The sequence below is a fragment of the Arthrobacter sp. SPG23 genome, from assembly GCF_000876655.1.
Classification (GTDB): domain Bacteria; phylum Actinomycetota; class Actinomycetes; order Actinomycetales; family Micrococcaceae; genus Arthrobacter.
In genome coordinates this window covers 203,740-216,929 of record NZ_JYCN01000021.1, presented here as the reverse complement: position 1 = coordinate 216,929, position 13,190 = coordinate 203,740, and the positions used below count along the sequence as shown (strand labels likewise).

The 13,190-nt window shown below is 66.1% G+C and carries 13 protein-coding genes; 6 read left to right on the top strand and 7 right to left on the bottom strand.

The window, feature by feature from the left end:
- The coding region (locus TV39_RS14210) for a TPM domain-containing protein (RefSeq protein WP_200891025.1) at positions 1-1,959 on the bottom strand (1,959 nt) is incomplete at its 3' end.
- 298 nt (positions 1,960-2,257) lie between these two features.
- Between TV39_RS14210 and TV39_RS14205 the strand changes: the two genes are divergently transcribed.
- From TV39_RS14205 to TV39_RS14190, 4 genes are all read left to right on the top strand, one after another.
- Positions 2,258-3,946: a S1C family serine protease gene (locus tag TV39_RS14205; protein ID WP_043482668.1), complete on the top strand. Its 1,689-nt coding sequence runs from the start codon at positions 2,258-2,260 to the stop codon at positions 3,944-3,946.
- A 264-nt stretch (positions 3,947-4,210) separates the two neighbouring features.
- Positions 4,211-5,011, top strand: a complete 801-nt coding sequence (locus TV39_RS14200) for an electron transfer flavoprotein subunit beta/FixA family protein (protein WP_043482667.1) — start codon at positions 4,211-4,213, stop codon at positions 5,009-5,011.
- Positions 5,012-5,024: 13 nt separating this feature from the next.
- Positions 5,025-5,978 carry an electron transfer flavoprotein subunit alpha/FixB family protein gene (locus TV39_RS14195; RefSeq protein WP_043482666.1) on the top strand — a complete coding sequence of 318 codons (954 nt, stop codon included), beginning with the start codon at positions 5,025-5,027 and terminating at the stop codon, positions 5,976-5,978.
- Between the two features lie 4 nt (positions 5,979-5,982).
- Positions 5,983-6,759, top strand: coding sequence for a PIG-L deacetylase family protein (locus tag TV39_RS14190; protein ID WP_043482665.1), 777 nt, complete (start codon positions 5,983-5,985; stop codon positions 6,757-6,759).
- Positions 6,760-6,779: 20 nt separating this feature from the next.
- On the opposite strand, the gene TV39_RS14185 is transcribed toward TV39_RS14190, so the two are convergent.
- From TV39_RS14185 to TV39_RS14165, 5 genes are all read right to left on the bottom strand, one after another.
- Positions 6,780-7,541, bottom strand: coding sequence for a MerR family transcriptional regulator (locus TV39_RS14185; protein ID WP_043482664.1), 762 nt, complete (start codon positions 7,539-7,541; stop codon positions 6,780-6,782).
- A gap of 138 nt (positions 7,542-7,679) precedes the next feature.
- Positions 7,680-8,567 (bottom strand): anti-sigma factor, encoded by an 888-nt coding sequence (locus TV39_RS14180; RefSeq protein WP_082049737.1) that lies wholly within the window; start codon positions 8,565-8,567, stop codon positions 7,680-7,682.
- Between the two features lies 1 nt (position 8,568).
- Positions 8,569-9,174, bottom strand: coding sequence for an ECF RNA polymerase sigma factor SigK (sigK, locus tag TV39_RS14175; RefSeq protein WP_043482663.1), 606 nt, complete (start codon positions 9,172-9,174; stop codon positions 8,569-8,571).
- 257 nt (positions 9,175-9,431) lie between these two features.
- Positions 9,432-9,899, bottom strand: coding sequence for a tRNA (cytidine(34)-2'-O)-methyltransferase (locus TV39_RS14170; protein ID WP_043482662.1), 468 nt, complete (start codon positions 9,897-9,899; stop codon positions 9,432-9,434).
- An 80-nt stretch (positions 9,900-9,979) separates the two neighbouring features.
- Positions 9,980-10,927 (bottom strand): J domain-containing protein, encoded by a 948-nt coding sequence (locus tag TV39_RS14165; protein WP_043482661.1) that lies wholly within the window; start codon positions 10,925-10,927, stop codon positions 9,980-9,982.
- A 124-nt stretch (positions 10,928-11,051) separates the two neighbouring features.
- Between TV39_RS14165 and TV39_RS14160 the strand changes: the two genes are divergently transcribed.
- Together TV39_RS14160 and TV39_RS14155 are read left to right on the top strand one after the other, a co-directional pair.
- Entirely contained in the window at positions 11,052-11,969 is a 918-nt protein-coding gene (locus TV39_RS14160) for a diacylglycerol/lipid kinase family protein (RefSeq protein WP_043482660.1), read from the top strand.
- A gap of 80 nt (positions 11,970-12,049) precedes the next feature.
- Positions 12,050-12,760 carry a hypothetical protein gene (locus TV39_RS14155; protein ID WP_235347394.1) on the top strand — a complete coding sequence of 237 codons (711 nt, stop codon included), beginning with the start codon at positions 12,050-12,052 and terminating at the stop codon, positions 12,758-12,760.
- Positions 12,761-12,770: 10 nt separating this feature from the next.
- Here the strand turns inward: TV39_RS14155 and TV39_RS14150 are convergent, their stop codons facing one another.
- Positions 12,771-13,190, bottom strand: coding sequence for a DoxX family membrane protein (locus TV39_RS14150; RefSeq protein ID WP_043482658.1), 420 nt, complete (start codon positions 13,188-13,190; stop codon positions 12,771-12,773).

Sequence of the window (13,190 nt, the reverse complement as noted above, 5' to 3'; positions counted from 1 at the left end):
GCCGCCGTCGCTGTGGCCGCCGCCCCAGCCGCCGCCGCTGCCTCCGTTGAGGATGGAGTTGATGAGGATGCCGCCCAGGATTGCGCCGCCGAGGCCGCCGCCTCCGCCGCCGCCAAACATGCCGCCGCGGCCGTAGCCCTGGTTTGCGTAGCCGAAGCTGTCCACGTCGCCTTGGGCGAGCTGCGCGGCCTGGGCTGCCAGGGCGTGGGCCTGCTGGGCGTAGGTCAGAGCCGTGACGGGATCGTTGCGGGAGATGGACAGGGCGTAGTCCAGGTTCCGCTGGGCTTCAGCCAGGCGGGTCCGTGCTTCGGTTCCCACCCCGCCGCGCCGCGCGGTGATGTAGTCCGAGGTGGCACTGATCTGCGCCTGGGCGGACATGATGGTCTGCTGCAGCGAGGCCTGCGCGCGGCGGGCCTGCTCCTGCTGGTCACGGATACCTGTCAAGGACTGGTCCAAGGACTGGTGGGCTGTTTCCACCCGTTCCAGCGTGGCAATCGGATCGATCTTTCCCCCCTGGATCTCCGCCTTGACCTGAGCCAGGGCGGCTTCCACTCCGGCTACGGGTCCGGCGAGTTCCGGATGGGCCCCGGACTGGATCATCGCTTTGGCCTGGGCGAGGTCCTGGGAGGTATCAACCACGGCGGCCTCAAGGCTGTTGCGTGCCTCGTCCAGGCTGCCGGAGACCTTCGTGATGGCGTCGAGCAACACTTTTGTCTGGTGCAGGCTTTCCTCGGCTGCGCGGACGGCCACGGCGGCCAGACTGCCTTCGCCCGAGGCCAGCTTGTCCTGGGCGGTGGAGCTGGCGTTCTGCACGAAGGCGAGCCGCTCCTTGGCCTGGCCGATGTTGTCTGAGACCTGGACGAGGGCACTGTCGGCATATTTGGCCCGCAGTGCAGTGAGCGTCTGCTCCGCGTTCGCGATCCGGGCGTCTGCTTCCCGGGCGCCGGTGTTCACTGCGGCCAGGGCCTGGGGCGCGTTCTTCTCCAACTCCCGGAGGGAATCGAAGTCTGCCTTTTGCTCCTGGAGGGATGACAGTGCGGCCTCTGAGCGGCGGATGATTTCGCCGAGCCAGCTCCGCTGCTGCTCTTCGGTGTCCGGGATGTGGTCGTCAAGCTGCTGCTGCAGTTTGAAGGACTCGGACATGTGAGCCTTGGCTTCCTGCAGCGCCTTGGTGAAGTTCCCGACGGCGGCGTCACCGTACTGCGCTTGGGCGAATCCCAGCTCCTGCTCGCTGGAGTTGATGGCGTTATCGGCCTCAATCAGCAGTGAGCCGCTCTTCTTGCGCAGGTCGTCCACGCTCAGCGACGCAAGCGGGTCCAGTTCCGCGCCTTGCGGGCCGTAGCTAGCGCTGGACGCGGCGGACGCCTTCTTGCGGCGGTTCCGGAAGTACAGGTACGCGCCGACACCTCCAGCTGCGACGACTCCTGTTCCTACAAGAACAGCCGCTCCTGAGCCATCCCCCGGGAGGTTGCCCTGACCGCCACCGGCGGCGTCGCCGATGGCGGCGGCGGTGTCGATGGCGGCCTGGGCCCAGTTGCCATTCCGCAACTGCGGGTCAACGGCATTCTTGATGATGTTGTCTCGCTTGGCATCGCTGATAGCGCTGTTGCTGGGCTTGCTGAGCTGGTATTTGCGTGAGTCGGTGGCGACAGCTAAAAGCATCGAATTCTTACTCAGCTGCGCGGTAGTGGCCACCTCGGCAGCCCATTCCGACGGAACGGAGGGGTTGGTGAACGTCTTGACGTAGACAACGTAGAGGTTCATCTGGTGATCAGTGCCGAGCTTCTTGATGGCAGCCTCGACGTCGGACTTCTTGCCGCCCAGAACTCCGGCTTTGTCCACGACTTTTGACGCCGGGTCGAGGGTCACCGGGTCTTCAGCCCAAGCTGAGGTGGCGGGAACCGCCAGCAACCCGGCAAGGCCGATCACGGCGAGGAGACGTTTGAATTTAGACCGCATGTGCAACCCTTCAGCACTTCTGCGACTGATTCGGGCCGAGCCAGTCGTCACAGAATGCAGCAGCGCCCCCACGCATGTGTAAAGCCGCAGGTCGCTGTGGCAATTCCATTTGATTCTATGGTGCCCCAATTTGGTCGTCCACAGCGGGGAATATGCCACCAGCGAAAAGCGCTTCACCCATGGCCGTACCTGCAAAAAATGGATTCCGACGGCGTTCAGGAACCTCCCAGCCAACGTCCGCTTTAGCTTCAGTCTGAGGGTCCATAGTTAAAGGCAGACAAGGATGAAAGGAAGTCTAATGACTGAGAACCCAGCACAGGGTGCGTCGCCTGAGAACAGGGGTCCCGAAAAGCCCCGGGACGGCTGGCCTGCGCAGCCTCCCCATGCGGACACGCAACCGCTGGATGCGGCGCGGCCCGCCGGAGACTCAGCGCAGGGCAACCGGACAGCACAGGACAACCCGACTGCACAGGACAACCCGACTGCACAGGACAACCCGACTGTCCGGCTGGACCAGGCGCAGTCCGAAAACGGCCAGGCTCACTCCGGAAGTGGACAGCCGCAGCACGGCGACCACGGCGCTCCGCAGCCCGTTTATCCTCAGCATCAGCCTTTCTACGGCCAGCAGCCCGGTCCCTCGGCCCCACAGCACGGCGCCCACGCCGGAAGCGGCACATATTCAGGTGCCGGCGCCCCGCAGGGCAGCGGGCCCTACCAGGGAAACCAGCACCATCCGGGCAGCATTTATGCCGCGGATCCTGCGAGCACGCCGAAGCGGAAGGCGGCCTTCGGTGTGGGAACCCTCGTGGCCAGCATCCTTGCCGCAGGCCTGGTGGGCGGCGGCGTGGTGGCGGCCAGTGATGCCTTCCTGAATAACGGTTCCACGTCTGTCGTCAGCGGCACCGGCAGCCAGCCCGGCACCGTGATCGTGAACAACAAAGACGACGTGAACGTCATTACTGCTGCTTCGGTGAAGGCCTCGCCCAGCGTCGTGACCATCAAGGCGACGAGTGGAAGCGACGGCGGCACCGGCTCTGGAATCATCCTGGACGACAACGGCCACATCCTGACGAACACCCACGTGGTGACCCTGGACGGCAAGACCGCCAACGCCACCATCGAAGTCCGCACGAGTAACGGCAGGGTTCTCACCGCGAAGATCGTGGGCACGGATCCACTGAGCGACCTCGCCGTCATCAAGGTGGACAACGCAACAGGGCTGACACCGGCAACCCTCGGTGACTCCAGCAAACTCAACGTGGGAGACACCGCCATAGCCATCGGATCGCCGCTGGGCCTGACGGGTACGGTGACCGACGGCATTGTGTCCACCTTGAACCGCACCATTAGCGTGGCCTCCTCGGCCGCGCCGAAGGACGGAGCGGACAACTCGCAGGGCAACGGCGAGGGCGGTTTCCAGTTTGCGCCGCCGGACGGCGGCCAGAGCCAGAACGCCACGAACCAGGGATCCATTTCGATTAATGTGATCCAGACCGATGCGGCCATCAACCCGGGCAACTCGGGCGGTGCCCTGGTCAACAGCAAGGGCGAAGTCATCGGCGTCAACGTGGCCATTGCCTCGGCCGGCGGCGACTCGAGCTCCAGCACCAGCGGCAACATCGGCGTTGGTTTCAGCGTGCCCATCAACAACGCCAAGCGGGTGGCCCAGGAGATCATTGACACCGGCAAGGCAACACACGGCCAGTTCGGCGTCAGTGTCAAGGCGAAGTCGTCGACGTCGTCGAGCTCGTCCTTCTCGGTGGGCGCCGAAGTGGCCACCGTGGAGTCCGGCTCCGCCGCCGCCAAGGCCGGCCTCAAGGTGGGTGACGTCGTCACGAAGTTCAACGACCTCATCATCAGCGATCCGAACCAGCTGACCGCAGCGGTCCGCGAACAGCCGGCCGGAGCGTCCGTGAAAGTCACCATCCAGCGCGGCGGCCAGGAACAGCAAGTGGACGTAACGCTCGGAGCGGCAGCGGAGCAGTAGTTCCGGGCTGCGGGCCAGGCCACACCTCAAGGACGCATTAGGCGACAGCGGAGGCGGGGAACACCGGTGCGGTGGTCCCCGCCTCCGCTGCGTTAACCCGCTGCCAGTGGCAGCCTGACACAGGCGTTAACGGGACGGCGCGGGCGCCCCGCTATATGGTTAGCTTGGATCTACCCGCACCCCGGGGGAGATCCGCGGCCATAACCTCACCCGGCTGGCTATCCACAAGCATGGAAGGCTGCTGTACAGAAAGTGGAAGAGACATTGAAGATCATCGTTCTGGTCAAGCATGTACCAGACGCGCAATTGGACCGTCACCTCAGCGACGAGGACAACACCACCGACCGCGCCGATAGCATCCTGTCCGAGCTGGACGAATACGCCCTGGAAGCTGCCCTCCAGCTGATTGAAGCCCGCGGGGGAGCAAAAGCAGGCAACCAGGTCATCGCCCTGAGCATGGGCCCCGCCGGCGCCGTCAATGCCATCAAGAAGTCCCTCCAGATTGGCGCCACCGAGGGCGTCCACCTCCGTGACGATGCCTTGGCCGGATCCGACGCCGCTGCGACCTCTTTGGCGCTGGCAGCGGCCGTCCGCCACCTCGGGGCAGACAGTCCCGTGGACCTGGTCCTGACCGGCATGGCATCCACCGACGGTGAGACCTCCCTGGTACCTGCGCAGCTCGCAGAGCGGCTTGACCTCCCGCAGGTAACCTTCGCCTCCGAACTCGACGTCGACGGCGGCCGCGTCATCGCCCGCCGCGACAGCGACACCCACTACGACACGATCGAGGCAACGCTGCCCGCCGTCGTTTCCGTGACCGACCAGATCAACGAGCCCCGGTTCCCCAACTTCAAGGGAATCATCGCGGCCAAGCGCAAGACCATCACCACCCTGACGCTCGCGGATATCGGGGTGGACCCTGCGCAGGTGGGCAAGGCGGGTTCCTGGACCGAAGTGAAGACGGCCGCCGCGCGCCCGCCGCGCACCGCCGGCACCATCATTACCGACGAAGGCGACGCCGGCATCCAGCTGGTGGACTTCCTGGCCGCCCAGAAGCTGCTCTAAGAGGATCCCCGATATGGCAAAAGTACTTGTATTCATTGACAACCCCGGCCAGGCCCTCAAGAAGAGCAGCCTGGAACTGCTGACGATCGCGCGCTCGCTGGGTGAGACGGCCGTCGCCGTCAACGGCACACTGACCGACGACGTCGTGGCGGCCCTGGGTGCCCACGGCGCGACGGCCGTCTTCCGTCCGTCGTCCGACGACCTGGACGTCTTCCTGGTAGGACCCAAGGCTGCCTACCTTGCCGGTGCCGTTGCGGCCTCGGGCGCCACCACCGTGCTCCTGGAGAATTCGTTCGACGGCAAGGAAATCGCGGCCCGGCTGGGCATCAAGCTCGGCGCGGGCGTCATCACGGACGTCGTTGGCGTGGAAGCGGACGGCACGGCCCACAAGTCCGTGCTGGCGGGGTCCTACACCACCACGGCCAAGGCCACCACGGCCGTTTCCGTGCTGACGGTCAAGCCCAACAGCGTCACGTCGGAACCCGCCGCCGCCGCAGCGAGCCCCGAACTCCTCACCGTTGACGTTCCGGACTCCGCCACGGCCGGCGCTGCCCGCATTACGGGGCGCAAGGACAAGCCCGCCAGCGGCCGCCCGGACCTCACCGAGGCCCGGATTGTGGTGGCAGGAGGCCGCGGCGTGGACGGCGACTTTGGCCCGGTGGAGGAGCTTGCCGACGCCCTGGGTGCTGCAGTGGGTGCGTCCCGCGCCGCTACGGACGCCGGCTGGATCGGCCACGATGCGCAGGTGGGCCAGACGGGAAAGACCGTTTCCCCGCAGCTGTACATTTCCGCCGGCATCTCCGGCGCAATCCAGCAGAAGGCCGGCATGCAAACCGCCAAGGTTATCGTCGCGGTGAACAAGGATGCAGAGTCGCCCGTCTTCGAAATTGCCGACTTCGGAATTATCGGGGATCTCTTCCAGGTCCTCCCGCAGGCGACTGAAGAAATCAAGAAGCGCAAGGGCTGATGACTTGAGCACCAACGCTACGGCGCAAAGCCCGTTCAACCCGGACCACCACCGGGTTGAGCGGGTCCTTTGTTTTACCGCCCACCCGGACGACATCGACTTTGGTGCCGCCGGCACTATCGCCGCCTGGACCGCAGCCGGGGTTGAGGTCAGCTACTGCATCATGACCGACGGCGATGCCGGCGGGTTCGATCCCGCGCAGCGCGAGGAAATAGTGGCCATGAGGGCGGAAGAGCAGCGCCGCGCCGCCGCCATGGTCGGCGTGACGGACATCCACTACCTCCATCAACGGGACGGCTACCTGGAGCCGACGCACGAGGTGATGAGGGGCGTGGTTAAGCTGATCCGGGAGATCCGGCCCGACGTCGTTCTTTCCATGCATCCTGAACGCAACTGGAACCGCATCCAGAAGAGCCACCCGGACCACTTGGCCGTAGGCGAGGCGGTGACCCGGGCGGTTTATCCCGCCTTGGAAAACCCCTTCGCCTACCCCGACCTTGCCGAAGCGGGCCTGGCGGCCTACAAGCTGCCATGGCTGTGGTTGTTCGCGGGGCCGGAGGAACGGGAAAATTACTTCGTGGACGTTACGGCCCACGTGGACAACAAACTCGAGGCCATCCACGTGCATGCCAGCCAGCACCCCGACCTTGACGCGATGGACCGGACGGTCCGCAGCCTCATGCTGGCCACCGGCGAGCGGGCCGGGTTGCCCCCCGGGCACAGCGCCGAGGCGTTCCACGTTGTCACCGTGAACGGCCCGGCGACCATTGCCGGATTCTAAAGCAACCCTGTGTTCAGGGCTTAGCTTAGCCGTGCCGCCGCGTAGGCCTTGATCCCTTCGAAAAGGTAGGGAGCCAGGCCTGCGCGGTTCTTGTCATAGAAGGCGGTAAACCGCGGGTCGTCGACGTACATCCGGCCTAGGCCGACGTAGCTTTGCGCGTCCGGAGTCCAGCTGGTGCATACCCACCGGTAGTGCCGGTCGACGGCGGCTTGGACTTCCGGTGCGTCGGCCGTCAGGCCGGCGTCGAAGCAGCGTGCCAGTTCCTCGTTGATGTCCTGAGCCTCCTGCATGAGTGCTTTTTTCGCGGCGCCACTCATGGCCGCGTGGCGGGCCTTGCTGGCCTCAACGGCCTGGTCGCCCCAGCGTTGCCGGGCCTCTTCCTCATACGGGTTGTCGTCGAAATCCTTGAAGATGTCCTCGGCGGACATGGTGTCTCCTTGTCTTAGCGCTGTCATGGTGCCCTCCACGGTGGCGGCCATCCGGCCGAGTCGGTCGCGTTCGGCCAGCAGCCAGTCACGGTGCACCGCGAGTGCCTCCAGCTGGCTGGTTTGTCCGGCGAGGACCTCGGCGATGGCCTCGAGACCGAGGCCCAATTCGCGAAGCAGGAGAATCCGCTGCAGCCGGAGCAGCTGCTGCCGGCCGTAATAGCGGTAGCCGTTCTGCCCGGTGTAGGCGGGGTCCAGGATCCCCAGATGGTGGTAGTGCCGGAGGGTGCGGGACGAGACGTTGCTCAGCCGGGCAACCTCGGCAATGGACCAGCTGCGGGGTTCCTCCTGCTTCATGCCCCCATCCTAGAAGTTGACGTTGCGTCAAAGTCAACAGCCTGTTGCGGCTGCTGGGGGCAGTGCTTAAACTTCGCGGCCTGCCGGTGCACGCCCAGGTGGCGGCACCGGCAGGCCGGTATGGAAAACAGGGTCCGATTAGGCTCCGAGGGGCGCCGCAGCAACCGTCGGCAGGGTAGGCGAAGCGGAACCGCCCACCGGTTCAACTGTGATGCCCAGCGCTGCCGCCGAATGAATGCCCTTCACCACGGCAGGCTTGGACAGTGCCTCCGCGTCCATGAGCCCCTGCGAAACCGGTGCGGAGCCGTCCTTGGGGATCAGCCACATCTGGTACACCTTTCCGGCGGGGGGTGCCGGAACGCCGTTCATCTTGACCACTACTGCGTCCTTGGATGACGAAATGGCAACGGTGGCCGTGCCTCCTCCGCTGACGTCGACGGTCGCTTCCCGGACATCCTGGGCCTGGAGCACCTGGTTGAGGGGATCGTTCTGGTTGGCCACGTAGGCGCCTACGCCTACGCCGCCCAGGGCAATGACGGCGGCGGCGGCCACGCCCACCAGCCAGTTGCGGAGCCCCGGTGCCCGGCGCCGTTCTTCGCGGCGGGCGCGGGCTGCGCCGAGCTCATCGCTGACAGGAGGGGCCTGGCCCGGCTCCCGGGCGTGTTCGTGCACCCGGGGAGCGGAACCGGGCATGGTGCCTGGCTGTGCCGGAAGCTGGACCGGGGGTTGCGCGGGAAGCTGCGCCAGGATGCGGTCGAACAGGCCGGCCGGCGGTTCCTCCTCGGCAGTAAAGGTAACGGCCAGCGTTTCGCGGGCCTGCCGCACGCGCTCATCGAACGCCTCCCGTTCGGGCACCGGCGCGGCCGAGATGTAGTCCTCAATGGCAGCCCGCTCGGCGGTGCTCACCGCGTCCAGGGCATACACCTCCGCCAGCTCCACGGCACGGCCGGAGGCCAGGTCCGTGGCGATATCGCGGGCAAACATTCCGGAGGAGCGGCTGCTGTTCGGTTGGTTCATGTCGGTCATCTCAACTCACCCCCAGACAGGTTTTCAATCGGATCAGTCCATCGCGGATGCGTGACTTGATGGTGGGCACGGCGGCGTTCAGTGTCTCTGCGACTTCGCGGTACGTCAGCCCGCCGTAGTAGGCCAGCCGAACGGACTGCTGCTGCGTCTCGGTGAGGGTGTCCAGGCATCTGACCACGGCCTCGGCTTCCAGCCTGCTTCCGACCTCGTCTGAGACGGAGTCATGGTCGATCTCCTGGCTGCTGGCCCCGTATTTGGCCTCCCTGTCGGTGGCCGACTGGGAGGACCGGACCTTGTCCACCGCCCGGCGGTGCGAAATCGTCATAAGCCAGGCCAGCGGACTGCCCGCCTCAGGATTGAACTTCGCCGCATTCTGCCAGACCTGGAGGAACACTTCCTGGGTGGTGTCTTCGCTGAGCTCGGGGTCAATCAGGACGCGCCGGGCCATGCCGAACACCCGCCGTGAGGTCAATTCGTAGAACTCCGCAAAAGCCCCTTGGTCGCCTACGGCGATCCGTGCCAGCAGGTCGCCGAGCCGGCGGTTCACGTCGGCGGATGTGCCAGGGGAAGCAGTGGCCTCTGGGTTTGGGGCGTTGGGAGTTTCCATCACTCCCAAGCATAAGTCGACCCGGGCCGATCTTTTGTCAGCAGAGGCACTAGGAACGTCGGGGTGGCCCTCGGTGATCCGGGCCGGGGACCGGCGGACCTGCACTGTAGTCACCTGCCGCTCCTCGCATTCTTGAAGTTGGCCCGGGTTGGCCTCTACAGGTGATTCGGAGTGCAGGCGCGGATGGATGGGCGGCGGGTTCTGCAAATTGAGGTGCTGCCGGCGCGGGAGAGCGGACGCCTCTGGGAGTCGCCGGGCTACAGTTTGGCGCCGGCGAAGCCGTTCTGGCGCCAGGCCTCAAAGACCGCGATCGACGCCGCGTTGGCAAGATTCAGGGACCGCAGGGACGGCAGCATCGGAAGCCGCACCCGGGACGTCACATGGGGGTCATGCTTGATCTCGTCCGGAAGCCCCACGGACTCCGGACCGAACAGAAGGACGTCGCCGGGGAGGTAATTGATGTCCACATAGGAGGTTTCGCCGTCGGACGTGAACGCGTAGACGCGCTCGGGCTGCAAGGCCTCCCAGGCAGCATCGATGCTTTTGTGGACGGTCACGACAGCGAGGTCGTGGTAGTCCAGGCCGGCGCGGCGCAGCTTGGCATCGGAAAAATCAAAGCCCAGCGGCTCCACCAGGTGCAGCTCGGCGCCTGTGATGGCAGCCAGCCGGATGGCATTGCCCGTATTGCCGGGAATTTCTGGGGTGTGGAAGAGGATGCGGAACACGGTCCCATCCTAGCCATCGCGGCCCCCGGGTGCGGCACGCCGCCCGTGCTGCGGTATGACCCTGCGGTCCACGCCGCGCCTCAGTGCATTCCGCGCAGCAGCCTGGCGAGGACAGGAACGTTGACCGTATTCGGGGCGGGCCCGGAGCCAAGAAACTCCTTGAGTCCGCGGACCAGCCCGGCACCGTTGACCACCTGCACGGTTTCATGCCCGCGGTGTGAGCGACGGTGATGGTCGATCACCGGTTCATGGAGGTTGCCGTCCGGACTGTGGATGACTGTCCATCCCGTCACGTTGAGCTCCGGGAAGATGTCCTGCATGCGCCGCACGATATGCGCCAGCTGCGGCGGGGCAATGGCCCGGCCGCCGTGCGTCAGCGTGCTTCCATTCCAGGCGTACGCACCCTTGGGCAGCAGCATGGATCCGATCAGGGCCAGCCGGTAGCCGGAAAGCAGCGCGTGGTCGATGTGGCTGTTGTCCGCGGGCGACTGCAGCCCGTTGATCAACCGGGCCGCGGGAATGGCGGGCAGGATCTGCCTGCTGATCAGCTGGACGGTCCGCATCTCCCGCTGGATCCGGGCTTCCGCTCCGAAGATGCCCCGTTTCCGCGGCATGCCGTGGACCTGCCGGCTGGCAAGTTCCTCCGGAATCAGCGGAACATTGCCGGATTCCGGATGCTCGAACGGCGGAACGTAGACCGGAGGGTCGCCTGCGGTGTTGCGTGGTGTGTTGGGCCGATGGACGGTTGCCGACGCGCGGCTCCCGGCCGCCGGCGCATCAAAATGGGCGCCTTCCGTCGCTGCCGCGCCGGTGGCCCCGTGCGCGTACGAGCGGTCGTAGGCGGCCCGGCGCTTCGGATCTATCAGGGTCTCGTAAGCCAGCGTCACCTGCCGGAAGACGGCGGCGTCCCCGCCGTGGTCGGGATGTGCCCGTCGGGCAGCCTTGCGGTACGCCACCTTGATCTCTTTGTCCGTCGCCGTCACGGGAAGGCGAAGGACCTGGTAATGGGAGCTGCTGCCCTGGGTCAAGCACTGATCCTTATCTTGTCGGTTCCAGTCCACTCAGGCAGTCCGGTCCGCCCAGTTTAACCGTGTACAGGCTCAACGTCCGCGCCCGCGGCTCTGGTTCCCGGGCACTGGCATAATTCAGCGCATGATCCTCGCCGTTGCCATCAACCCGCGGGCTTCGTTCGGCAGTACCCGGCACACGGGCGACGCCGTGGTGGCCTTCTTCCGCGCCGCCGGGGCACGCGTCATCGCCCTGCGGGAGGCCAGCTATGAACGGCTGGCAGCTGAGGTACGCACGGTGCTGGCGTCGGGCTGCGATGCCCTGATTGTGGTGGGCGGGGACGGCATGGTCCACCTGGGCATCAATGCGCTCGCCGAGTCAGGTGGCCCTTACGGCACGGTGCCGCTAGGTATCGTGCCGGCAGGCACAGGGAACGACATGGCCCGGGCGCTGGGTCTGCCGTTGAATGATGCGGCTGCCGCCTGTGAACAGATATGGTCCGCGATGCAGGCGGGCGGGCGCTTCATCGATGCCGGGCGGATTACGGGCAACGGTTCAAGCCGCTGGTTTGCCGGAGTCGTTTCCGCCGGCTTCGATGCCGCTGTCAATGAACGTGCAAACGCCTGGCGCTGGCCCCGTGGCAAGAGCAGGTACATCCTCGCCATGCTCCGCGAACTCGCCACTTTCAAGGCCATCGACTACACGGTAACGGCAGACGGGGAAACCTGGCGGCAGGGGGCCATGCTCATCTCGGTGGCGAATGGCCAGTCCATCGGGGGCGGCATGAAAATCACCCCCGATGCCGTGCTCGACGACGGGTTCCTGGATCTGTTCATCGTCAAGCCGCGGTCCCGCGCACGGTTCCTTGCCGTGTTCCCGAAAGTCTATTCCGGCCGTCATGCCGGGCACGACGCTGTGCACATCCGGCAGGTGCGCCGGGTGGAGCTTTCGGCGGGAAACGTGGTTGCGTATGCCGACGGCGAGAGGGCGGGCCCGCTGCCACTGACCGTGGAGGTGGTGCCCGGCGCCATCAGGGTGCTGGCCGGGTCCGTGCGGCCATGACGGCCGGAGCGTCTAAACTCTTGCGGAGGACCGGCCGGATCAGTGCCGCCGGCAGACCGTGTGGGGGCAAGGTGCAATTGATGGGCAGGGGAACCGCTGCGGGCCGGTCGCGTTGCGCACCCCGGGCAACCCCGCGGATCGTGTGGCCGCTGACCCTCGCCGCGGTGCTCGCCGCCGTCGCCGGGTGCAGCGTGGGCGTACCGGACCCCGCGGCTCCGCGTGGTGTCCCGACCACGTCCGCGCTTGCGACGCCCACCATCACCCCGGGCCACGATGCCGCTGCGGTCGCGGCAAAGGACCTTCCGCTGACGGCCGGCGGCTCGCTGGCCGCAGGAGTCGCCGTCGGGCTTTCCGACGGACTCCGCGAGGCGCCGGGGTGGAAGGCAGTCAAGGAGAACGTGGCGGGGGAGAACCGCTACCTCAAGGCCGACGGATGCGTGGTCTCGGCCCGGGTCCGGGAGAACCAAGGGTCCCTGGCCGTTGACGGGGACGACAGGGCCTCCACCGTTGAGCTGTTCAAATACCTGGACCCCACCATTCTTCCCGGCTACCTGAAAAGCGGCACCCTGCGCTGGGGCGGTGAGCCGGATAAGCCCGGTCCCCGCGTGGAGATGCTGGTCTTCGAGGGCGGATCGGCGCCAGGCGGAAAATCGACGGCAGTACTGGCTCGGCTCTTTGCCACAGCGGGTTCGTCCGTTTATATCTCGGTGTCGTGCCCCGACCCGGCCGCGCTCGCGGCGGCCCGGGCGGACGTGGCGGAACGCCTGCTGGTTGTTCCGCCAACGAACTGAGCGTTGCCCGCTATGGCTTGCGGGAGGGCTGCGGTGACAGCCGGTTGAGGGCCAGCGCGCCCACGAGCAGGCCGAAATCGCGAAGTGCGACGTCGAAGAAACTGCCCAAAAGCAGCAGGTTGATGATGATTCCCAGCAGCCACACGGCCACCAGCAGCGAGCCGAAACGCGGCCGGACTGCCACCGTGATACCCGCCACGACTTCGACGACGCCAGCGACGTACATGATGGTCTGCGCCGGGAGCGGCACCACCGCTGTCGCGGCCGGGGCCAAATACATGGTCCAGTCGGTGAGCCAGTTGGTGAATTTGTCGAGGCCGAAGATGATTGGCGCGACCGTGAAGACGGTGCGCAGCAGCAGGAAGGCCTGCCTGCCTGGTTCGGAGGCCAGCGTGTAGCCGGGCGAACTCAGGACCGAAGAGGATTTCAT

Coding starts and splice junctions, on each gene's coding strand:
- TV39_RS14185 (WP_043482664.1), bottom strand. CDS start 7,541: ATGAAGCAGGAGGAACCCCGCAGCTGGTCCATTGCCGAGGTTGCCCGG.
- TV39_RS14150 (WP_043482658.1), bottom strand. CDS start 13,190: ATGAAATCCTCTTCGGTCCTGAGTTCGCCCGGCTACACGCTGGCCTCC.
- TV39_RS14160 (WP_043482660.1), top strand. CDS start 11,052: ATGATCCTCGCCGTTGCCATCAACCCGCGGGCTTCGTTCGGCAGTACC.
- TV39_RS14195 (WP_043482666.1), top strand. CDS start 5,025: ATGGCAAAAGTACTTGTATTCATTGACAACCCCGGCCAGGCCCTCAAG.
- TV39_RS14155 (WP_235347394.1), top strand. CDS start 12,050: ATGGGCAGGGGAACCGCTGCGGGCCGGTCGCGTTGCGCACCCCGGGCA.
- TV39_RS14180 (WP_082049737.1), bottom strand. CDS start 8,567: ATGACCGACATGAACCAACCGAACAGCAGCCGCTCCTCCGGAATGTTT.
- TV39_RS14205 (WP_043482668.1), top strand. CDS start 2,258: ATGACTGAGAACCCAGCACAGGGTGCGTCGCCTGAGAACAGGGGTCCC.
- sigK (WP_043482663.1), bottom strand. CDS start 9,174: ATGGAAACTCCCAACGCCCCAAACCCAGAGGCCACTGCTTCCCCTGGC.